The 20,710-nt window shown below is 56.7% G+C and carries 22 protein-coding genes; 8 read left to right on the plus strand and 14 right to left on the minus strand.

Annotation, left to right across the window (positions count from 1 at the left end):
* Positions 1–108 precede the first annotated feature (108 nt).
* Together panE and yajL are read left to right on the plus strand one after the other, a co-directional pair.
* On the plus strand, positions 109–1,020 hold the full coding sequence (gene panE / locus DSD31_RS19920; protein WP_064368311.1) for a 2-dehydropantoate 2-reductase: 912 nt from the start codon (positions 109–111) through the stop codon (positions 1,018–1,020).
* A complete protein-coding gene (yajL, locus tag DSD31_RS19925) occupies positions 983–1,576 on the plus strand; it encodes a protein deglycase YajL (RefSeq protein WP_004858649.1) in 594 nt (197 codons plus the stop codon). The genes panE and yajL overlap by 38 nt, the downstream gene beginning before the upstream one ends.
* A 66-nt stretch (positions 1,577–1,642) precedes the next feature.
* On the opposite strand, the gene thiI is transcribed toward yajL, so the two are convergent.
* On the minus strand, positions 1,643–3,091 hold the full coding sequence (thiI, locus tag DSD31_RS19930; protein WP_004858647.1) for a tRNA uracil 4-sulfurtransferase ThiI: 1,449 nt from the start codon (positions 3,089–3,091) through the stop codon (positions 1,643–1,645).
* A 302-nt stretch (positions 3,092–3,393) separates the two neighbouring features.
* Here thiI and xseB point away from each other — a divergent pair, with 302 nt between their 5' ends.
* The 4 genes from xseB (at position 3,394) to DSD31_RS19950 (ending at position 7,457) form a co-directional block, all read left to right on the plus strand.
* Entirely contained in the window at positions 3,394–3,636 is a 243-nt protein-coding gene (gene xseB, locus DSD31_RS19935) for an exodeoxyribonuclease VII small subunit (RefSeq protein ID WP_004858644.1), read from the plus strand.
* Positions 3,637–4,536, plus strand: a complete 900-nt coding sequence (ispA, locus tag DSD31_RS19940) for a (2E,6E)-farnesyl diphosphate synthase (protein ID WP_004858640.1) — start codon at positions 3,637–3,639, stop codon at positions 4,534–4,536.
* A gap of 16 nt (positions 4,537–4,552) precedes the next feature.
* The gene (dxs, locus tag DSD31_RS19945; RefSeq protein WP_044347619.1) at positions 4,553–6,415 is read left to right on the plus strand and encodes a 1-deoxy-D-xylulose-5-phosphate synthase; all 1,863 of its coding nucleotides are present in this window, start codon (positions 4,553–4,555) and stop codon (positions 6,413–6,415) included.
* A 67-nt stretch (positions 6,416–6,482) separates the two neighbouring features.
* Positions 6,483–7,457 carry an aldo/keto reductase gene (locus DSD31_RS19950; RefSeq protein ID WP_004858633.1) on the plus strand — a complete coding sequence of 325 codons (975 nt, stop codon included), beginning with the start codon at positions 6,483–6,485 and terminating at the stop codon, positions 7,455–7,457.
* A gap of 49 nt (positions 7,458–7,506) precedes the next feature.
* Here the strand turns inward: DSD31_RS19950 and pgpA are convergent, their stop codons facing one another.
* The 6 genes from pgpA to nrdR form a co-directional block, all read right to left on the minus strand.
* Positions 7,507–7,974: a phosphatidylglycerophosphatase A gene (pgpA, locus tag DSD31_RS19955; protein ID WP_004858630.1), complete on the minus strand. Its 468-nt coding sequence runs from the start codon at positions 7,972–7,974 to the stop codon at positions 7,507–7,509.
* Positions 7,975–8,002: 28 nt separating this feature from the next.
* On the minus strand, positions 8,003–8,977 hold the full coding sequence (thiL, locus tag DSD31_RS19960; RefSeq protein ID WP_004858626.1) for a thiamine-phosphate kinase: 975 nt from the start codon (positions 8,975–8,977) through the stop codon (positions 8,003–8,005).
* Between the two features lie 76 nt (positions 8,978–9,053).
* On the minus strand, positions 9,054–9,473 hold the full coding sequence (gene nusB / locus DSD31_RS19965) for a transcription antitermination factor NusB (RefSeq protein ID WP_004858621.1): 420 nt from the start codon (positions 9,471–9,473) through the stop codon (positions 9,054–9,056).
* Positions 9,474–9,495: 22 nt separating this feature from the next.
* Entirely contained in the window at positions 9,496–9,966 is a 471-nt protein-coding gene (ribH, locus tag DSD31_RS19970) for a 6,7-dimethyl-8-ribityllumazine synthase (protein WP_004858618.1), read from the minus strand.
* A 212-nt stretch (positions 9,967–10,178) separates the two neighbouring features.
* Entirely contained in the window at positions 10,179–11,282 is a 1,104-nt protein-coding gene (ribD, locus tag DSD31_RS19975; RefSeq protein ID WP_064357448.1) for a bifunctional diaminohydroxyphosphoribosylaminopyrimidine deaminase/5-amino-6-(5-phosphoribosylamino)uracil reductase RibD, read from the minus strand.
* A 3-nt stretch (positions 11,283–11,285) separates the two neighbouring features.
* Entirely contained in the window at positions 11,286–11,735 is a 450-nt protein-coding gene (gene nrdR / locus DSD31_RS19980) for a transcriptional regulator NrdR (protein ID WP_004858609.1), read from the minus strand.
* A 148-nt stretch (positions 11,736–11,883) separates the two neighbouring features.
* Between nrdR and DSD31_RS19985 the strand changes: the two genes are divergently transcribed.
* Entirely contained in the window at positions 11,884–12,426 is a 543-nt protein-coding gene (locus DSD31_RS19985) for a SadB/YajI family lipoprotein (protein WP_113991405.1), read from the plus strand.
* A gap of 293 nt (positions 12,427–12,719) precedes the next feature.
* Positions 12,720–13,604, plus strand: a complete 885-nt coding sequence (locus DSD31_RS19990; RefSeq protein ID WP_004858604.1) for a nucleoside-specific channel-forming protein Tsx — start codon at positions 12,720–12,722, stop codon at positions 13,602–13,604.
* A 51-nt stretch (positions 13,605–13,655) separates the two neighbouring features.
* Here DSD31_RS19990 and DSD31_RS19995 read toward each other — a convergent pair whose 3' ends face one another.
* From DSD31_RS19995 to tgt, 7 genes are all read right to left on the minus strand, one after another.
* Positions 13,656–14,351, minus strand: a complete 696-nt coding sequence (locus DSD31_RS19995; RefSeq protein WP_032716748.1) for a helix-turn-helix transcriptional regulator — start codon at positions 14,349–14,351, stop codon at positions 13,656–13,658.
* Positions 14,352–14,398: 47 nt separating this feature from the next.
* Positions 14,399–14,776: a VOC family protein gene (locus DSD31_RS20000; protein ID WP_044347615.1), complete on the minus strand. Its 378-nt coding sequence runs from the start codon at positions 14,774–14,776 to the stop codon at positions 14,399–14,401.
* Between the two features lie 87 nt (positions 14,777–14,863).
* Positions 14,864–16,255 carry a M24 family metallopeptidase gene (locus DSD31_RS20005; protein WP_004858597.1) on the minus strand — a complete coding sequence of 464 codons (1,392 nt, stop codon included), beginning with the start codon at positions 16,253–16,255 and terminating at the stop codon, positions 14,864–14,866.
* Between the two features lie 113 nt (positions 16,256–16,368).
* Entirely contained in the window at positions 16,369–17,340 is a 972-nt protein-coding gene (gene secF, locus DSD31_RS20010; protein WP_004858587.1) for a protein translocase subunit SecF, read from the minus strand.
* Positions 17,341–17,350: 10 nt separating this feature from the next.
* Positions 17,351–19,198: a protein translocase subunit SecD gene (gene secD, locus DSD31_RS20015; protein ID WP_015585040.1), complete on the minus strand. Its 1,848-nt coding sequence runs from the start codon at positions 19,196–19,198 to the stop codon at positions 17,351–17,353.
* Positions 19,199–19,223: 25 nt separating this feature from the next.
* Positions 19,224–19,556: a preprotein translocase subunit YajC gene (gene yajC / locus DSD31_RS20020; protein ID WP_004099423.1), complete on the minus strand. Its 333-nt coding sequence runs from the start codon at positions 19,554–19,556 to the stop codon at positions 19,224–19,226.
* A 22-nt stretch (positions 19,557–19,578) separates the two neighbouring features.
* A complete protein-coding gene (gene tgt / locus DSD31_RS20025) occupies positions 19,579–20,706 on the minus strand; it encodes a tRNA guanosine(34) transglycosylase Tgt (protein ID WP_044347607.1) in 1,128 nt (375 codons plus the stop codon).
* Positions 20,707–20,710 lie beyond the last annotated feature (4 nt).

Raw genomic sequence — 20,710 nt, forward strand, 5'->3', positions numbered from 1 at the left:
AGATGCGCAATGCCCGCCAGGCCACCGCGGTGTGGGCTGCAGCCGGTAGCGCAACGAGTATATACTTTAGCTATAAATGCCTGGGGTAGTCGCAGGTGAGGAGGAACAATGAAAGTAACCGTACTCGGATGCGGTGCGCTGGGGCAGCTGTGGCTAACCGCGTTATGCAAACACGGACACGATGTCCAGGGCTGGTTACGCGTCCCACAACCCTTTTGTAGCGTCAATCTGATCGAGACTGACGGGACGATTTTTAATGAGTCGTTAACCGCCAACGATCCTGACTTTCTCGCCAGCAGCGACCTGCTGCTGGTGACGCTAAAAGCCTGGCAGGTCTCCACCGCGGTAAAAAATCTGGCGCACACTCTACCCGCCGCGTCTCCGATCCTGCTTATCCATAACGGGATGGGGACCATTGATGAACTGAAAGGCGTGCAGCAGCCGCTGCTGCAGGGCTCGACAACCCAGGCCGCACGCCGCGACGGCAACGTCATTGTGCACGTCGCCAACGGCACGACGCATATCGGCCCGGCGAAAGACTATCCGCAGGATTACAGCGACCTGGCTGATACCCTGCAACGCGTCCTGCCGGACGTCGCCTGGCATAATAATATCCGCCCGGCAACGTGGAGCAAGCTGGCGGTCAACTGCGTAATTAACCCGCTGACGGCGCTGAAAGAGTGCCGCAACGGCGATTTGCGCGACTACCCGCAGGAAGTTGAGGTCATCTGTCGGGAGGTCGCTGCGGTCATGGAGCGCGAAGGTATTCATACTTCACCGGAAAACCTGTTATTTTATGTCCATCAGGTAATTGAAAGTACGGCAGAAAATATCTCTTCGATGTTGCAGGATATCCGCGCGCAGCGTCGTACGGAAATCGACTATATCACCGGTTTTCTACTGAAGCGCGCCCGCGCTCACGGCCTTGCCGTACCGGAAAACGCCCGTTTGTTTGAACTGGTAAAGCGTAAGGAGAATGAATATGAGCGCGTCGGCACTGATTTGCCTCGCCCCTGGTAGCGAAGAGACCGAAGCGGTCACCACAATGGATTTACTGGTCCGCGGCGGCGTGCAGGTCACCACGGCCAGCGTCGCCAGCGATGGCAGCCTGACCATCGTCTGCTCGCGAGGCGTCAAGCTGCTGGCGGATGCGCCGCTGGTAGCGGTCGCCGACGGCGATTATGACATTATCGTTCTTCCCGGCGGGATAAAAGGCGCGGAATATTTCCGTGACAGCCCGCTGCTGGTAGAAACGGTCCGCCAGTTTCATCTTTCCGGACGCATTGTCGCCGCCATCTGCGCGGCGGCGGCGACCGTACTGGTGCCGCATAACCTTTTCCCGATCGGCAACATGACCGGTTTTCCGGCCCTCAAGGATCGCATCCCTGAAGAGCAGTGGCAGGACAAGCGCGTGGTCTGGGATCCGCGGGTCAACCTGCTCACCAGCCAGGGGCCTGGAACATCCATCGATTTTGCACTCAAAATGATCGACCTGCTGGTCGGGCGTGAAAAAGCCCATGAGGTTGCGTCACAGCTGGTCATGGCGGCGGGAATTTATAACTACTACGAAGCCTGATTTGCCGAGGCGGTCGCCCGGACAAGGCAGAGAGCCTTATCCGGGATGACCGTGATTGTTCGCGGTTTACGGGCGGTAAACCTTCACGTTCTCAAAGCCCTGCTCACGCAGGTACAGCGCCTGCAGACGGCTCATCACGCCGCGTTCGCACCACAGCAACCAGGTTTTGCTCTGGTCGAGATTGCCGAACTGGGTGCTCAGCTTGTAGAACGGCAATGACACAACGTCAACGCCTTCAACCTTCAGCGGCTTCTCATCCTGTTCGTCTACGGAACGAATATCCAGAATGACGTCGTTCGGGCTAAAGCCGGTCACGGTTTCAACTTCCACCACGTCCTGCTGAGTCTGCTGGGCGATATCGCGAATATCCACGTTATTCGCTTCCGCCACCACTTTATCGAGGATGCTAAAGTCGAAGTTCTCTTCTTCTGCTTCAATCTTCGCCTTCACCGCTTTCACGGTCGGGCTCTTCGAAATCACACCGCAATATTCCGGCATGGTGCGGGCAAAATCTTCGGTGCCGATTTCACGGGCCAGGTCGATGATGTGCTCTTTATCGTGCGAAATCAGCGGACGCAGAATCAGGGTGTCGGAGACATTATCAATCAGACGCAGGTTGGTCAGGGTCTGGCTGGACACCTGGCCCAGCGCTTCGCCGGTCACCAGCGCCTGCACGCCATAGCGCTCGGCGACTTTCGACGCCGCGCGGATCATCATGCGCTTCAGCACCACGCCCATCTGACCATCGTCGACTTTTTCGAGGATCTCCCCCACGACCGGTTCGAAGTTAATCGCCACGAAACGAACGCGGTGCGAACTGCCGAAGCGGTTCCACAGGTAGTGCGCCACCTGACGAACGCCAATTTCATGCGCGGCGCCGCCAAGGTTAAAGAAACAGTAGTGCACGCGACAGCCGCGACGCATCAGCATGTAGCTGGAGACGCCGGAGTCGAAGCCGCCGGAAATCAGCGACAGCACATCTTCCTGCGTGCCGATCGGGAAACCACCGATGCCTTCGTAGCGCCCTTTTACCAGCAGCAGACGATCGTTTTCAATTTCCAGATTGACCGTAATGTCCGGGTCAGTCAGCTTCACGCGCGCCGTTTCGATATGCTGGTTCAGGCCACCGCCGACGTAGCGTTCCACTTCGATAGAGGTAAACTCATGCTTGCCGCGACGTTTTACGCGCACGCAGAAAGTCTTGCCTTCCAGCGCTTCGCGCCACAGCGGCAGCGTTTTCTCAAAAATATCGTGCAGTGAGGTAAACGGGACGTCTTCGACTTCCAGAATATGGTGGATACCCGGGATTCGGGTCAGCGCATCGCGAATAACCGGACGCTGATTTTCGTCTTTCGCGCGAACTTCGATATGATCCCAATGACGAACGACGGCAAGCGTCTCATCATAGTTTTTGAGAACGTTACGAATGTTCCCGGTTAAGATCTTAATGAAGCGCAATCTCACGGATTGGCTTTTGATGGTGATTTCCGGGAACAATTTAATGATAAACTTCATGGCGACAATAGTTCGTTGGCAAGCCCGACGGGGCTTTAAGCAAAAGTTGTACTGCAGTGCACCGCGGTGCCTGCATCCAGGGAGCGCAGTATATCACCATTGAGTACATTGCGCCTCGCATTGCGCGTTTTACATAAAATCATTCAGGATGCCCGCGCGCGACGGGGGCATAACCCACTTGTCAGCCACCCGTTTGCGCGCTTTCGGCAACGATTCCGCGAAAGGATGAGGTGTATATTTGCTTAACCACGTGACTTCGTTACCATATTGGTGTCGCGACATTACAAGAGTCTATATTCACTATGCCAAAGAAAAATGAGGCCCCGGCCAGCTTTGAAACCGCCCTGGGCGAGCTGGAGCAGATTGTTAATCGTCTGGAAAGCGGCGCGCTACCGTTAGAAGAGGCGCTCAGCGAATTTGAGCGCGGCGTACAGCTGGCGCGTCAGGGGCAGGCCCGATTGCAGCAGGCCGAACAGCGCGTCCAGATTCTGCTGGCCGACAGCGAGGATAGCCCGCTGACGCCGTTTACACCGGATGCTGAATAAATGGACTTCTCGCAACAATTACACGCTTGCGTTGAGCAGGCCAACGACGCGCTACGCCGTTTCCTCGCTCCGCTGCCTTTTCAGAACACTCCACTGGTTGAAGCCATGCAGTACGGCGCACTATTAGGCGGTAAACGCCTGCGTCCGTTCCTCGTCTATGCTACCGGCGAAATGTTCGGCGTCAGCCGGACAACGCTGGACGCACCGGCCGCCGCCGTTGAATGCATCCATGCTTACTCTCTGATGCATGACGATCTGCCCGCCATGGACGATGACGATCTGCGCCGCGGTCTGCCGACCTGCCACATTAAATTTGGCGAAGCGAACGCAATTCTTGCCGGAGACGCCCTACAAACGCTGGCATTTTCTATACTGAGTGATGCGCCGATGCCTGAAGTGCCGGACAGCGATCGTCTGGCGATGGTTTCGACGCTGGCTCACGCCAGCGGCGTCGCCGGAATGTGCGGCGGACAGGCGCTGGATCTGGAAGCCGAAGGCCACCAGGTTGACCTGCAGGCGCTGGAGCGTATTCATCGCCACAAAACCGGCGCGCTGATATGCGCCGCGGTGCGCATGGGCGCGCTGAGCGCAGGTGAACGCGGTCGTGCGGCCCTGCCGGCGCTCGATCGCTATGCGCAAAATATCGGTCTCGCCTTCCAGGTCCAGGATGACATTCTTGACGTGGTAGGGGATACTGCGACCCTTGGCAAACGTCAGGGAGCTGACCAGCAGCTAGGCAAAAGTACTTATCCTGCGCTTCTGGGACTTGAACAAGCGCGTAAAAAAGCGCACGACCTAATTGAAGATGCCCGTCAGTCGCTGAGTGAGCTGGCCGCGCAATCTCTGGATACTACGGCACTGGAAGCGCTCGCGAATTACATAATTCAGCGCGATAAATAAACAATAAGAGTCTCTGATGAGTTTTGATATTGCCAAATACCCAACCCTGGCACTGGTGGATTCCACCCAGGAGTTGCGTCTGTTGCCGAAAGACAGCCTGCCGAAACTGTGCGACGAACTCCGGCGCTACCTGCTGGACAGCGTCAGCCGTTCCAGCGGGCATTTTGCCTCCGGCCTCGGCACGGTCGAACTGACCGTGGCGCTTCACTACGTCTATAACACGCCTTTTGACCGTTTGATCTGGGACGTGGGCCACCAGGCCTACCCGCATAAAATTCTGACCGGACGCCGCGATAAAATCGGCACCATTCGGCAGAAAGGCGGGCTGCATCCGTTCCCGTGGCGCGGCGAAAGTGAATATGACGTGCTGAGCGTCGGCCACTCATCGACCTCCATTTCTGCGGGTATCGGGGTGGCGATTGCCGCGGCGAAAGAAGACAAACAGCGACGTGCGGTCTGCGTCATTGGCGACGGCGCCATTACCGCAGGTATGGCGTTTGAGGCCATGAACCATGCGGGCGATATCAAACCCGATCTGCTGGTGGTGCTGAACGACAACGAAATGTCGATCTCCGAAAATGTCGGCGCGCTGAATAACCATCTGGCGCAGCTGCTCTCCGGAAAACTGTACTCCACGCTGCGCGAAGGCGGCAAAAAGGTCTTCTCTGGCGTGCCGCCGATTAAAGAGCTGCTCAAACGCACCGAAGAACATCTCAAAGGGATGGTCGTTCCCGGAACCCTGTTTGAAGAGCTGGGCTTTAATTACATCGGCCCGGTTGACGGTCACGATGTCCTCGGTCTGGTCAATACGCTGAAAAATATGCGCGACCTGAAAGGACCGCAGTTCCTGCATATTATGACCAAAAAAGGTCGCGGCTATGAGCCGGCGGAAAAAGACCCGATTACCTTCCACGCGGTGCCGAAATTTGACCATACCAGCGGGGTCCTGCCGAAAAGCAGCGGCGGCCTGCCCTCCTACTCGAAAATTTTTGGCGACTGGCTGTGCGAAACCGCGGCGAAAGACAGCAAGCTGATGGCCGTTACGCCGGCTATGCGCGAAGGCTCGGGGATGGTCGAGTTTTCCAGAAAATACCCTGACCAGTATTTCGATGTGGCGATTGCGGAACAGCACGCGGTGACGTTCGCCGCCGGCCTGGCGATCGGCGACTACAAGCCGGTGGTGGCCATTTACTCCACCTTCCTGCAGCGCGCCTACGATCAGGTGATCCACGATGTCGCTATCCAGAAGCTGCCGGTTCTGTTTGCCATTGACCGCGCGGGAATCGTCGGCGCCGACGGACAAACGCATCAGGGAGCATTCGATCTCTCCTTCCTGCGCTGTGTTCCGGATATGGTGATCATGACGCCGAGCGACGAAAACGAGTGCCGTCAGATGCTCTACACCGGCTATCACTACAATCAAGGGCCGAGCGCGGTTCGCTACCCGCGCGGGACCGGCACCGGCGCCACGCTGGAGCCGCTGGCTTCATTGCCGATCGGCAAAGGCGTGGTGAAACGCACGGGCGAAAAAGTGGCGATACTCAACTTCGGCACTCTGCTGCCGGAAGCGGCGCAGGTGGCGGACAAGCTCAACGCCACGCTGGTCGATATGCGTTTTGTCAAACCGCTCGATGATGCGCTTATTTTGCAGCTTGCCGCCGATCACGATGTGCTGGTGACGGTGGAAGAGAATGCCATTATGGGCGGTGCGGGCAGCGGCGTGAATGAGCTGCTGATGGCTCATCGTCGTGTGGTTCCGGTGCTGAATATCGGCCTGCCGGACTTCTTTATTCCCCAGGGAACCCAGGAAGAAGTGCGCGCCGACCTCGGCCTTGATGCCGCCGGTATCGAAGCCAAAATCACCGCCTGGCTGGCCTGAACCCTCTCCGCTAACGGCGCCTGCTATGCTTAAAGGATACCCTTTATGTTGATAGCAGGAGCCGTTCATGCACTACATCACACCTGAAGCAACCCACCTGCGGGTCTCCCGACTTTGCCTCGGCTGTATGACCTTTGGCGAGCCGGATCGGGGCAAGCACGCCTGGACCCTACCTGAAGAGAGCAGCCGTCCGCTCATTCAACGTGCGCTGGAAGGCGGCATCAACTTTTTTGATACCGCCAACAGCTACTCTGACGGCAGCAGTGAAGAGATTGTCGGCCGTGCGCTGCGCGATTTCGCCCGCCGTGACGAAGTAGTGGTGGCCACGAAGGTGTATCACCAGGTCGGGGATCTGCCGGAGGGCCTCTCGCGTGCGCAGATCCTGCGCTCTATCGATGACAGCCTGCGCCGCTTAGGTATGGAATATGTCGACCTGCTGCAGATCCATCGTTGGGACTACAGCACACCGATTGAAGAGACTCTGGAAGCGCTAAATGAGGTTGTTAAGGCCGGGAAAGCACGCTATATCGGCGCCTCATCGATGCACGCCCGCCAGTTTGCGCAGGCGCTGCAGCTTCAGGAGAGCAACGGCTGGGCGCGCTTTGTCACCATGCAGGATCATTACAACCTGATCTATCGTGAAGAAGAGAATGAGATGCTGCCGCTGTGCCATCGTGCTGGCGTATCGGTCATCCCCTGGAGCCCGCTGGCGCGGGGTCGCCTCACCCGTCCGTGGGGCGAAACCACTGCCCGCCTGGTCTCTGATGAGTTTGGCAAATCGCTCTACAGCGCAACCGATGAAAACGATGCGCAGATTGCGCAGAATCTTGCTGAAGTGGCGGAAGAACTCGGCGCCAATCGCGCCCAGGTGGCGCTGGCCTGGCTGCTGAGTAAACCCGGCGTCGCGGCGCCAATCGTCGGAGCCTCCAGACAGGAGCAGCTCGACGACCTGCTGGGCGCGGTGGATTTAACGCTGACGCCTGAACAGGTAGAAAAGCTGGAAGCGCCGTACCAGCCGCATCCGATTGTGGGTTTTAAATAAGCGGGCCGCCCGGGCCACTGGCCCGGGCAAACTCACCCGAGGAGTGAGCTCAGAAAAGACCAATCGGCCAGTGATGGCCTATGACATACAGCACGCCCGCCGAAATCACGCCGGCGACGATATCATCGACCATGATCCCCATCCCGCCGTGGATATTGCGGTCAAACCAGCGAATCGGCCACGGTTTCCACATATCAAAAATGCGGAAGATCACAAACCCGGCGGCGACCCATTGCCAGTCAAGCGTCGGTAGCGCCATCAAGGTGATCCACATCCCGACAAATTCGTCCCAGACGATGCTCCCGTGATCGTGGGTACCCATATCTTTCGCCGTGCGATGGCAGATATAAACCCCGATACAGATGCCCATCATCACCACCAGCGAATAGAGCTGCCAGGGAAGAAAGGTCATCAGATACCAGAACGGAATCGCCGCCAGCGAGCCCATTGTGCCTGGCACCACGGGGCTTAACCCGCTGCCAAAACCGGTCGCCAGCAAATGCCAGGGATTCAGCATATTGAGGCGGCTTTTTGCGATATCTTTACTACGCACCAAAGTGATCGTACCCCTGTAAATCCAGCTGGACCGGTTTACCGGATTGCATCAACTGCAAACCGTCCGCCTCGGCGCTAATCTGTCCAATGCAGGTAAAGCGCGCCCCAAGCTGGCCGATAGCCACATCAAGCGCGCCGCGATTAAGTTCAGGCACGGTAAAGCACAGTTCGTAGTCTTCACCGCCAGAGAGCGCCCAGCGCAGCGCCTGCTCCCTCTCTGCATGGCGCAGCAGCGCATCGGATAACGGCATTGCGTCAAGATCGATCCGCGCGCCGCAGCCGCTGGCCTTCAGAATATGCCCCAGATCGGAAATCAGACCGTCGGACAGATCAATGGCCGAGCTGGCCAGATCGCGCAGCGCCTGTCCTTGCAATACGCGCGGCATCGGGCGCAAATGGCGCGCCAGCAGGTAGTCGGCATCAGCGGCTGACGCCACCACCAGACGATCCTGCAAAATGGCCAATCCTGCGGCGCTGTCGCCGGGGGTGCCGGTGACGTATATCCAGTCGCCAGGTTTCGCCCCGGAACGCTTCAAAGCGCGCCCAGGCGGGACAAAACCGTGAATACCCAGGGTCATCGACAGCGGACCGCGAGTGGTATCACCGCCGATCAGCTGCATATCGTAATAGTTGAGCTGCATGAACAGGCTGTCGCTGAACGCTGCCAGCCACGCTTCATCCGCTTCCGGTAGCGTTAACGCCAGCGTCAACCACGCCGGTTCGGCGCCCATCGCCGCGAGGTCGCTCAGATTGACCGCCAGCGCCTTGTAAGCCAGATCGGCAGGATCGATATCAGGTAAAAAATGGTTGCCCGCCACCAGGGTGTCGGTGCTGATTGCCAGCGTTTTTTTCTCGGGAATGTTCAGGAGAGCGCAGTCGTCGCCGATGCCGGTTTCCACATCGAGACGCATGCTTTTTACGCGATCAAAATAACGGGCAATCAGGGAAAATTCGCCGCATGCCATACGTTATGCCTCAGCAAAAGAAAAGAATAAGGCCGGACCTTGCGTGGATGACATCCCGCGAGACCCGGCCTGGAGTTTACTTTTTGTTGGGACGAATTGCCGGGGCTGCTTTGTCCAGCACGCCGTTAACAAACTTATGACTGTCTTCGGCGCCAAAGGTTTTCGCCAGTTCGATAGCTTCGTTAATCGCAACTTTGTACGGAACATCGTCACGTTTAGACAGCTCGAACAGGGCGATACGCAGTACCGCTTTCTCCACCTGACCCAGCTCTTCAAGCAGGCGGGACAGGTACGGCTTCATCAGGCCGTCGAGGTATGCGCTGTTAGTCGCCACTCCGGACAGCAGTTCGCGGAAATACAGAACGTCGACATCTTTGACATCCTGTTCCGCCAGGAACTGGTATTCAACATCAGCGATGTCGTTCTGGGACAACTGCCAGGAGTAAAGCGCCTGGACGGCACACTCACGGGCGCGGCGACGAGCAGCAGGTTTCACGGAATTCCCCTTACAAAAAAATTCAGGCCTTGATGGCTTTCAATACGTTAATCATTTCCAGCGCGGTCAGCGCAGCTTCTGCGCCTTTGTTACCGGCTTTGGTACCAGCGCGTTCGATGGCTTGTTCAATGCTTTCTGTCGTCAGAACACCAAAAGCTACCGGGATTTCGCTGTCCTGCGCGACATGTGCGAGGCCATTGCTTGCTCCGCCAGCCACATATTCAAAGTGCGCGGTACCACCACGAATCACCGTACCCAGAGCAATCACTGCGTCATATTTACCGGTTTTAGCCAGCACGCCAGCCGCCAGCGGCAGCTCATACGCGCCTGGAACCCAAACAACGGTAATATTTTCATCTTTTACCTGACCGATGCGCTTGAGTGCGTCAATAGCACCTTCCAGCAGGCTGTCATTGATAAAGTTGTTGAAACGCGCAATGGTGATGGCGACGCGAGCGTCCGGGGTAGCAACGTTAGCTTCAATAATGTTCATACTCTTCCTTCGGGTTCATATAGCCCCGCAAGGGGGGCGGATTCTATCATAATAATTTATACACTTCATCCTTCAAACTGCCTCCGCGTTGGCTGCGCCTGTCGATCCCGGTCGCTTACCGCTGTAAGCAAGCGGGGGTTCTCGGGTTGGCTGCCTCGACGCATCTTGAATGATTTCGCGTAGCGATGCTGTTTTCCCTTGCCAGGGGGAGATCATGCGCCCACTAAATGCAGGCAAAGATCGGGGCCTACCTGGCGTATCTCGTTGAATTTGAAATGGGGGGCATCAGCCAGTTTCTCAAGCCCCGGCAGCACGCATAGCCCGCGTGCGTCGCTGCCTAACAGTTTAGGCGCAATATAGACGATAAGCTCGTCCACCAGTCCGGCCTGCAACAGCGCGCCGGCGAGCGTCGGGCCCGCTTCCACCCAAATGCTGTTAACCTGCTGTTTGCCAAGCTGCATCATCAGTAACACCAGATCGAGATGGCCGTTATGTTCCGGCACGATCAGCGTTCGCACGCTTTCCGGCCAGCTGCGATCATCGGCCTGAGTGCGGGCAAACAGCGTCTCTCCCGCCTGCTGCACGATGCGGTGCTCAGGAGTAACGCGATTATGGCTATCGATCACAATACGCAGCGGCTGACGCAGATTTTCCTGCGGGTAGCGGGCGCGAATATCGGCATCGAGCTCTTCCCAGCGTACGGTTAATGCCGGATCGTCTGCCAGGACGGTCGCGCTGCTGGTCAGGATCGCATGGCTTTGCGCACGCAGGCGCTGCACGTCGCGTCGCGCCTGCGGCGAGGTAATCCACTGACTTTCGCCGCTGGCCATCGCGGTGCGACCATCCAGCGAAGCGCCCATTTTTAGCTGTATGTAAGGGAAACCGGTGCGCATCCGCTTAAGAAAGCCTTTGTTCAGCGCTTCGGCTTCGCCCATCATCAGGCCGTGGCTGACGTCAATTCCTTCCTGCTGCAGGCGATACAGGCCGCGCCCGGCCACCTGCGGGTTAGGGTCCTGCATGGCGGCCACGACGCGGGTAACGCCCGCGGCAATCAGCGCGTCGCAGCACGGCGGCGTTCGGCCGTGATGACTGCAGGGTTCCAGCGTCACATAGGCAGTGGCGCCCCGGGCTTTTTCGCCGGCCATGCGCAGCGCATGAACTTCCGCATGCGGCTCGCCGGCACGATAGTGAAAACCTTCGCCGACAATCTCGCCGTCCTTGACGATCACACAGCCGACATTCGGATTGGGATGGGTCGTAAAGCGCCCGCGCTGCGCCAGCTTAAGCGCTCGCGCCATGTACATTTCATCATGCATGGCTTAGTCCTGTAAGCGGGCGATCTCTTCGCCGAACTCTTTGATATCTTCAAAACTGCGATAGACGGAAGCAAAGCGGATATAGGCAACTTTATCGAGCTTTTTCAGCTGCTCCATCACCAGGTTGCCGATCATTTTGCTCGGGACCTCGCGCTCGCCGGTACCGCGTAAATGGGTTTTGATATGATTGAGCGCCATTTCCACATCATCGGCGCTGACCGGCCGTTTTTCCAACGCTTTCAGCATTCCGCTGCGCAGCTTATCTTCATTGAAGGGCTCCCGCACATCGTTGCTCTTGACCACACGCGGCATCACCAGCTCTGCCACCTCGAAGGTGGTGAAACGTTCGTTACAAACCAGGCACTGCCGACGACGACGCACAGAAGAGCCCTCACCCACCAGACGAGAGTCGATCACTTTGGTATCTACGGCGAAACAGAAAGGGCAATGCATAGCGCGTCCTGACAGGAAGTTAAACTGACGGGTAGTTTACCGCGAAGTGCCCCGACAACAAAGAAAGAGCTTTTGAGACAAAGGATCTATGGCTCGTGGACGGAGACGATCTACCATAAAGTATCCCCTGAAAACGGAATCCATGACCATGACAAGACGTTATTTGAAGCTGGCGATGCTGACCACGCTGTTCACACTCAGCGCCTGCGCGCAGCAAAGCGAAGTCCGTCAAATGCATGAAAGCGTAAGCACCTTGAGCAAAGAGATGACTCAGCTTAATCAGCAGACGGTGAAAATTAACCAGCAAAACGCTCTGAATGCGAAATCCACCAGCGGCGTTTATCTTTTGCCCGGCGCCAGGACTCCGGCGCGCCTCGAAAGCCAAATCGGCACATTGCGTATGTCGCTGCGTGATATTGCCGCCAACGCCGACGGTACCCGCCTGACGCTGCGTATTCAGGGGGAATCAAACGACCCGCTACCGGCGTTTAGCGCCACCGTTGCCTGGGGGCAAATCAGCGGCACCACGCAGAATTATCAGGAAGTTAACGTGCACGATCGGTTGATTAGCGCCCCCGCCAGCATCCTGGCGCCGAGCGACGTTGATATTCCGCTACGTCTGAACGGCATCACGCCGGAGCAGCTCGGCTTCCTGCGCATTCACGATATCCAGCCCGCAACCGCACAATAATCCCCTTCACCGGGTGTCGCCGACACCCGGGCCCCCCGTCCAGAAATCCATTTACAATTTTTCTAAACAGTTCAGTAAAAATTGACTGTATGGATGAATTTCAGTGGCATTCTGTCAGGAAATGCATAGAATCGTGAACGCAATCGATTACGTATGTTTACGTTATGTGAAACAACACGTATTTTTGTGAGCAATGATTTCTATAATAGACCCCCACAGAAAGACGAAATATTTAGAAACGCTTCGGCAACGTTCTTAACGCCTTTTGGCTTAATTTAAACAGTGGCATCATTATGAAAAAAACATTACTGGCAGCAGGCGCCGTACTGGCGCTGTCCACATCGTTCACTGCTGGCGCGGCAGAAAACGAAAAACCGCAGTACCTGTCTGATTGGTGGCACCAGAGTGTAAACGTGGTGGGTAGCTACCACACCCGTTTTGGACCGCAAATCCGTAACGATACCTATCTGGAATACGAAGCGTTTGCTAAAAAAGACTGGTTTGATTTCTATGGCTATATCGATGCGCCGGTGTTCTTTGGCGGTAACAGCACGGCAAAAGGTATCTGGAACAACGGTTCTCCGCTGTTTATGGAAATCGAACCGCGTTTCTCTATCGATAAGCTGACCAACACCGATCTCAGCTTCGGCCCGTTCAAAGAGTGGTATTTCGCGAACAACTATATCTACGATATGGGTCGTAACGATTCTCAGGAGCAGAGCACCTGGTATATGGGTCTGGGTACCGATATCGATACCGGTCTGCCGATGAGCCTGTCTCTGAACGTCTATGCGAAATATCAGTGGCAGAACTATGGCGCATCCAACGAAAACGAATGGGACGGCTACCGTTTCAAAGTGAAATACTTTGTCCCGCTGACCGACCTGTGGGGCGGCTCGCTGAGCTACATCGGCTTCACCAACTTTGACTGGGGTTCCGATCTGGGCGATGACAACTTCTATGACATGAACGGCAAGCACGCGCGCACCAGCAACTCCATCGCCTCCAGCCACATCCTGGCGCTGAACTACGCGCACTGGCACTACTCCGTTGTGGCCCGTTACTGGCATAACGGCGGTCAGTGGGCCGATGATGCGAAGCTCAACTTCGGCGATGGCGACTTCAACGTACGCTCTACCGGCTGGGGTGGTTACTTCGTGGTGGGTTACAACTTCTAATCCTGCCTGATGGTCCCCGGCCTCTGCGCCGGGGATATCGATTGACGCGCATTATGGCTCACGCTCCTCGCACCTCACCTTACGCAGAAAATCACTCAATGAACGGTCGGCCCGCTCGCTGAAAAGGCGCCCGGTAGCAGCCACGTCCAGGCAGCGATCGAGACGAAAGCAGCGGTAATCGTCGCGGAGCTCGCACCAGCTCACCAGCAGCCAGCGTTCGCCCCAGAAAAAGAGCCCCAGCGGCAGCACTTCGCGCTGCGACACCTTTCCCGCTTCGTCGCGGTAGTGCAGCGCCAGCACCCGCTGACCGGAAACCGCCCGATGCACCAGATCAAACTGTGCCTTACTGTAGCCCTGGGCGCCAAAATCCGGCGCAAATAGCCGCGATTGTTCGGCCTTACGCCGACTCTCCTCAGGTAAAATCGCGAGCATCTTTTCCCGAGCCGACTCCAGCGCCTGGGACAGCGATTCGCCCCCCCAGGTTTGCAGCAGCCGAATCGCGGCCACCAGCGCTTCCGACTCCTGGGTCGTCAGCATCAGAGGCGGTAAGCTGTAGCCTGCCAGCAGGCGATATCCGCTTCCGGCCTCACCCTCCACCGGCACGCCGGAGAGCGACAGGTCGCGGATATCCCGGTAGATGGTGCGCTCCGATACGCCGAGCCGCTCCGCCAGCAGTCCGGCGGTGGTTAATCTTCTCCCCCGCAGGATCTGCACGATTTGAAAAAGGCGGTCGGCGCGTCGGCTCATTTTTAGCTTATCTCATGGTCAGGCCCGTCCCGCAGGCGTCAAACGCATTAATGGGGCAGGTATTTAGGTTGATGGAGGCCAATCCGGTTACCTTCGCTATCCATAAACAGCGCGATGGTGCCAATATCGTTCGACAGCTCAAGCGGGCCAAAGACGCAGCTCCCGCCAGCGGAATTCACGCGGTCGAGCGTGGCGGCCAGATTGTCAGTATGCAGATAGATAATACATCCCTGATCGGCAGGTTTAACCCCGTCAAACTTCGCCAGCGCGCCGCCGGGGGCCGGATCCTGATACGGAAAAACGGCCATTTCGGCACAATCCATATTTTCCCGACGCAGCGTCACCTGCAGCACCGGCTCGTAAAACGCCACGGCACGATCCATGTCGGCGACCGGAATTTCAAACCAGTTAATTACGTTGTTCATACATCCTCCTGTCCATTGTTTGGGTTCAGGAGGAGTGTATGGCAGGGCTCCTGACAGCGTACTGTCAGGAGCGATCGCCGTCTGCGATTAACCCGCCGAGCAAACCAGGGCCCGCTGCTTATCCAGCAGCCAGGGACGGAGATAGCCCACGGTGTTGGAAAACGGCAGCACCTCCTCCGGCAGGACAATCCCCAGCTGCTGGCGAATATAGGCCCGCCGGGTAACGATGCGCTGCCAGAGAGCCGGCCAGTTCTCCGCCAGCTCCTCACGTAGCGCCTCATCCGCAACCGCTACGGTATCTTCAATACTGGCCCCGGCATAGCCCGCCCGTGAGGGGATAATATCGATTTGCAGCAGCATGCCGCTGCGGATACTGGCCTGAGAGTCCGGCCCTACAGGAGAACACAGCCACTCTTCGTCGGCGACCAGATGGCCGGGGTTCAAATGCCAGTGATACTCTGCTTTCGGTAACACCCGCTCGATAAGATCATACATCTCACCGCCGCGCATACCGATACGCAGGTTCTCCAGCCAGCTGACTACCGCCCGGAAATAGGGCTTCGCCACCACATCGAGGTAGTCCGCCACCTCCGGCGCCAGCTCCGTTTCATCGCCGACTACATAGGCTGCCCGGCTGCTTAAGCCGCCTTTAAACCCGGTAGTGAGCGAAAACTTATCGCCGCGACGGATAACCTTATCGCCAGGATAGAGACGGGCATCGGCGAAACGATCGCCGGTAGCGGCAATCATCACCACGCTGTTGGGCTGGCCTTCTGCTGCCAGCAGCGCGCCGATCTGTTTTTCCGTTTTCCCCGGCTCGATGGCATTCAAAGCCGTGAGGATCGCCGTCGACGCCAGGTTGGCGCCATATTCATAATGCGCCAGCTCATTGGCTGAATTTACCGTTCTCACTCCGCCATCTGGCGCGATAAATATTGCCGTGGCATTGACCACAACCGCCTGCGGCCCTGCAGCCTGCCGAATGGCGTCAACGATAAAAGCAGGCAGATCGAACATCTGTGAACGGTCGTCAGCGCTGCCGGTGAATAGCTTCCAGCCTACCAGGCCCAGCGTTTTCCCGCTGCTAATACCGGCATCCTGCAGCAGCTGAGGCAGACTCTTTTCATTGCTCATGGGTTGATTCGGCAACGAGAACCACGGCGCATGGATCACCCGGTTTTCCAGCCGGGCAAAGGCCGCCAGCTTGAGGTTTTCATTGCCCAGCACCAGCACCGCCTCCCCTTCGCGATGCAGTACCAGCAATGCTTCTTCAAAACGAGGGATAAAGCCGGTGAGATATTCGAAGTTTCCGCCGTGCTCTTTATCGGCATACACGATCAGCGTGTCGTAGCCATGCCGGCGCATTTGCGCAAGTACCCTGGCTTTACGCTGGCGTAGCGTTTGATCGCTGAGCGTAACGGAAGGCACATCGTGCCAGACGGTGGGTTCGGCGACGGCAGAAAGGACTATGGCGGACATGGGGGATCTCCATCTCATTAAGCTAATGAGTGGAGAGTAGCGAAATTTGGCCGGGCTGTAATAAAAAAATCCCGGCCTTGCGACCGGGATTGCTTTATCTGAACGCGCCGGATTTACGGCAGAATTGACGGCTGATCCGCCCCTTCTTTTTCTACCTTCTGCTGCAGCATATGCTCACGCTTCATGCCCAGCTTCAGCGCCAGTGCGGACGCCACGTAGATAGACGAGGCCGTACCGATGGAGACACCGATCAGCATGGTCAGCGAGAAGCCTTCCAGAACCGGGCCACCAAAGAGATACAGCATCAGGATCACCACCAACGTGGTTCCGGAGGTGATCAAGGTACGATGCAGCGTCTGGGTCAACGACACGTTGAAGATCTCATACGGCGTACCGCGGCGGATCTTACGGAAGTTTTCACGGATACGGTCAGATACCACGATGCTGTCGTTTAGCGAGTAGCCGATAACCGACATCAGCGAGGCGACGATAGTCAGGTCAATCTCGATATGGAACAGCGAGAGGATGCCCATCGTAATGACCACGTCGTGCGCCAGAGCGATAACCACCCCGGCGGCAAGACGCCACTCGAAACGGAAACCAACGTACACCAGGATACAGATTAATGCCGCCAGCAGCGCCAGCGCGCCGCTTTGCGCCAGGTCAGCCCCGACGCTCGGCCCCACGAACTCGATTCGCTTAACCGTCGCGGACTGGCTGGTCGATTCGTTAATCACATTAACGACCTTGCTGCCCAGCTCCTGACTGATGTTGGCATCATGTACCGGCGGCATACGTACCATAATGTCGCGGCTGCTGCCGAAGTTCTGCACCTGCGGCTCTTCAAAGCCCGCCTTCTGCAGCGCCTGGCGCATCTGGTCCAGTTCGGCCGGTTTTTCGAGGGTAATTTCGATCACCGTACCGCCGGTGAAATCCAGACCCCAGTTAAAACCGCGCACGCCCATCACGACAATGGCGGCAATCAGCAGAAAACCTGAAATGCCGAAAGCCCAGTAGTCCCAGCGCATAAAGTCATAGACTTTACGGCCGTGGTTCAATTGTTCAACAGTATATTCCTGTGCCACAACGCACTCCTCAGATAGACAGCTTTTTAACGCGCTTGCCGCCGTACAGCAGGTTCACGATGGCACGGGTGCCGACGATAGCGGTAAACATCGAGGTTGCCACACCGATACCGGTAGTAATCGCAAACCCTTTAATTGCACCGGTACCGACCGCGTACAGGATGATAACTTTGATCAACGTCGTAATGTTCGCATCGAAGATCGAGCTGAATGCGCCCCGGTAACCTTCATCAATCGCCTGCTGAACGGAACGTCCGTTGCTCAACTCTTCTTTAATACGTTCGTTGATCAGTACGTTAGCATCGACCGCTACCGCAAGGGTTAACACGATACCCGCAATCCCCGGCATACTCAGCGTGGCCCCAGGAAGCAGGGACATGATACCGACGATCAGCACCAGGTTAGCCACCAGCGCAGAGGTCGCGATCAGACCGAATTTCTTATAGAAGAAAATCATGAACAGGATAGACACCACCAGACCGGCCAGACACGCTTCCAGACCCTGCTTGATGTTCTGCATACCCAGAGTCGGGCCGATGGTACGTTCTTCAACGATCTGAATCGGCGCAATCAGCGCACCCGCACGCAGCAGCAGAGAGAGCTGACGCGCTTCATTTGGGTTGCTGATACCGGTAATACGGAAGCTGTTACCCAGGCGAGACTGGATGTTGGCGATGTTAATCACCTCTTCCTCTTTCACCAGAATGGCACGACCGTTGGCATCTTTCTTACCGCTGTCTTTGTACTCCACGAACAGGGTCGCCATCGGTTTGCCGATGTTGTCCTTGGTGAAGTTAGACATGATGTTGCCGCCGGCGCTGTCCAGCGAGATGTTAACCTGCGGCTGGTTGAACTCGTCCATGCTGGAAGTGGAGTCGGTGATATGGTCACCGGTCAGAATCACGCGCTTGTACAGCACAACCGGCCGACCTTCACGGGTATCTTTCACTTCAGAGTCGCCAGGGACACGACCGGAAGCGGCTGCGGCGCTGTCAACGTTGCTGTTAACCAGACGGAATTCCAGCGTCGCCGTAGCGCCAAGAATTTCTTTCGCCCGAGCGGTATCCTGAATACCCGGCAGTTCAACCACGATACGGTCGGCGCCCTGACGCTGTACCAGCGGCTCGGCAACACCCAGTTGGTTAACACGGTTACGCAGAATGTTGATGTTCTGCTGCACGGCGTATTCGCGGGCTTCTTTCAGGCGCTCATCGGTCATCACCGCTTTCAGGCCAGTAGCGCCCTGCGTGGAGATAACCAGATCGCGGTGACGAGGGCTCAGCCAGGAGATGGCCTGATCGCGTGCGGCGCTATCGCGAAAAGCGATGCTCAGACCATAATTGTCTTCCTTACGCACGGTGGAGTAAGGGATGCCTTTTTCACGCAGCTCGCTGCGCAGGCTGTCGATATTTTGTTCCTGCAGTTTTCCCAGCGCGGTGTCCATATCCACTTCCATCAGGAAGTGTACGCCGCCGCGCAGGTCAAGACCCAGCTTCATCGGCTCGGCATGGATAGCCGCTAACCAGCGAGGAGTCGCCGGAGCTAAGTTCAGCGCCACGACGTATTTATCACCTAACACGTCCACCAGCACTTCACGTGCGCGCAGCTGGACATCGGTGGTGTCGAAGCGCGCAAGGATTGCGCCCTCTTCCAGTGCCACAGACTTAGCGGTAATTTTTTCTTCTTGTAACGTTTTCTGGACCTGGATCAGCGTTTGCTCACTGGCGGCGACACCGCGCGCGCCAGTGATTTGAACGGCCGGATCCTCACCATACAGGTTGGGGAGCGCATACATCAGGCCGACGATAATGACGACGACCAGCATGATGTACTTCCACAAAGGATAACGGTTTAACACGGCAGTTCCCTTAGGGAAAAGTGGATTACAGTGCCTTCATGGTGCCTTTCGGCAGAACGGCAGCGACGAAGTCACGTTTGATAACCACTTCAGTGGTATCGTTCAGCGCGATAGCAATGTATCCGCTTTCAGCCACTTTCGTGACGCGACCTACCAGGCCGCCATTCGTCAGCACTTCATCGCCTTTGGCGATAGAGTTCATCAGATTTTTATGTTCTTTGGTGCGCTTCTGCTGTGGGCGCAGGATCATGAAGTAGAAAATCAGACCGAACACCACCAGCATCAGAATCAGAGACATCGGGCTACCCTGCGCCGCGCCACCGGTTGCTGCTACCGCATCAGAAATAAAAAAGCTCATTCAAATTCCCTCATTATTAAAATTAATCAACGTTCAAAGGAGGAACAGGTCGCCCCTGACGTTGGTAAAAATCGGCCACGAAGCCCTCTAATTTACCCTCTTCGATAGCCTTACGTAAACCAGCCATTAAACGCTGATAGTAGCGAAGGTTATGAATGGTATTGAGGCGCGCGCCCAATATTTCGTTGCAACGATCGAGATGATGCAAGTAAGCGCGTGAATAATTGCGACATGTATAGCAATCACACTCGGCATCCAGCGGCGCGGTGTCGCTTTTATGCTTCGCATTACGAATCTTCACCACGCCATCGGTGACGAACAGGTGGCCGTTACGCGCGTTGCGCGTTGGCATGACGCAGTCGAACATGTCGATACCGCGACGCACCCCTTCAACCAGATCTTCTGGCTTGCCGACGCCCATCAGATAGCGCGGTTTGTCGGCCGGGATCTGCGGGCAAACGTGCTCCAGGATACGGTGCATGTCTTCCTTCGGCTCACCGACAGCCAAACCGCCGACAGCGTAGCCATCAAAGCCGATATCTACCAGACCTTTAACGGAGATATCACGTAAATCTTCGTAAACGCTGCCCTGGATAATGCCGAACAGCGCATTTTTATTGCCAAGAGAGTCAAAACGGTCGCGGCTGCGCTGCGCCCAGCGCAGCGACATTTCCATCGAGCGCTTAGCGTAATCCCAGTCCGCCGGATACGGCGTACATTCGTCGAAGATCATCACGATATCGGAACCGAGATCGTACTGAATCTCCATCGATTTTTCCGGATCGAGGAAAATGGGGTCGCCGTTAATCGGGTTGCGGAAGTGGACGCCCTGCTCGGTAATTTTGCGGATATCGCCGAGGCTGAACACCTGGAAGCCGCCGGAATCGGTCAGGATAGGCCCTTTCCACTGCATAAAATCATGCAGGTCGCCGTGCAGCTTCATGATTTCCTGGCCCGGACGTAACCACAGGTGGAACGTATTGCCGAGGATAATTTGCGCGCCGGTGGCTTCAACTTCTTCCGGCGTCATCCCTTTTACGGTGCCGTAGGTACCAACGGGCATAAAGGCTGGCGTTTCAACCACGCCGCGATCAAACACCAGGCGGCCGCGGCGGGCGCGTCCGTCGGTGGTATCCAGTTCAAATTTCATTTTA

The organism is Klebsiella sp. X13 (genome assembly GCF_003323835.1).
GTDB lineage: Bacteria > Pseudomonadota > Gammaproteobacteria > Enterobacterales > Enterobacteriaceae > Klebsiella > Klebsiella ornithinolytica.

What these genes read in the sequence shown, in the direction of transcription:
- panE (WP_064368311.1), top strand. Translation starts at nt 109, where the DNA reads ATGAAAGTAACCGTACTCGGATGCGGTGCGCTGGGGCAGCTGTGGCTA.
- yajL (WP_004858649.1), top strand. Translation starts at nt 983, where the DNA reads ATGAGCGCGTCGGCACTGATTTGCCTCGCCCCTGGTAGCGAAGAGACC.
- thiI (WP_004858647.1), bottom strand. Translation starts at nt 3,091, where the DNA reads ATGAAGTTTATCATTAAATTGTTCCCGGAAATCACCATCAAAAGCCAA.
- xseB (WP_004858644.1), top strand. Translation starts at nt 3,394, where the DNA reads ATGCCAAAGAAAAATGAGGCCCCGGCCAGCTTTGAAACCGCCCTGGGC.
- ispA (WP_004858640.1), top strand. Translation starts at nt 3,637, where the DNA reads ATGGACTTCTCGCAACAATTACACGCTTGCGTTGAGCAGGCCAACGAC.
- dxs (WP_044347619.1), top strand. Translation starts at nt 4,553, where the DNA reads ATGAGTTTTGATATTGCCAAATACCCAACCCTGGCACTGGTGGATTCC.
- DSD31_RS19950 (WP_004858633.1), top strand. Translation starts at nt 6,483, where the DNA reads ATGCACTACATCACACCTGAAGCAACCCACCTGCGGGTCTCCCGACTT.
- pgpA (WP_004858630.1), bottom strand. Translation starts at nt 7,974, where the DNA reads ATGCTGAATCCCTGGCATTTGCTGGCGACCGGTTTTGGCAGCGGGTTA.
- thiL (WP_004858626.1), bottom strand. Translation starts at nt 8,977, where the DNA reads ATGGCATGCGGCGAATTTTCCCTGATTGCCCGTTATTTTGATCGCGTA.
- ribH (WP_004858618.1), bottom strand. Translation starts at nt 9,966, where the DNA reads ATGAACATTATTGAAGCTAACGTTGCTACCCCGGACGCTCGCGTCGCC.
- ribD (WP_064357448.1), bottom strand. Translation starts at nt 11,282, where the DNA reads ATGCATGATGAAATGTACATGGCGCGAGCGCTTAAGCTGGCGCAGCGC.
- nrdR (WP_004858609.1), bottom strand. Translation starts at nt 11,735, where the DNA reads ATGCATTGCCCTTTCTGTTTCGCCGTAGATACCAAAGTGATCGACTCT.
- DSD31_RS19985 (WP_113991405.1), top strand. Translation starts at nt 11,884, where the DNA reads ATGACAAGACGTTATTTGAAGCTGGCGATGCTGACCACGCTGTTCACA.
- DSD31_RS19990 (WP_004858604.1), top strand. Translation starts at nt 12,720, where the DNA reads ATGAAAAAAACATTACTGGCAGCAGGCGCCGTACTGGCGCTGTCCACA.
- DSD31_RS19995 (WP_032716748.1), bottom strand. Translation starts at nt 14,351, where the DNA reads ATGAGCCGACGCGCCGACCGCCTTTTTCAAATCGTGCAGATCCTGCGG.
- DSD31_RS20000 (WP_044347615.1), bottom strand. Translation starts at nt 14,776, where the DNA reads ATGAACAACGTAATTAACTGGTTTGAAATTCCGGTCGCCGACATGGAT.
- DSD31_RS20005 (WP_004858597.1), bottom strand. Translation starts at nt 16,255, where the DNA reads ATGTCCGCCATAGTCCTTTCTGCCGTCGCCGAACCCACCGTCTGGCAC.
- yajC (WP_004099423.1), bottom strand. Translation starts at nt 19,556, where the DNA reads ATGAGCTTTTTTATTTCTGATGCGGTAGCAGCAACCGGTGGCGCGGCG.
- tgt (WP_044347607.1), bottom strand. Translation starts at nt 20,706, where the DNA reads ATGAAATTTGAACTGGATACCACCGACGGACGCGCCCGCCGCGGCCGC.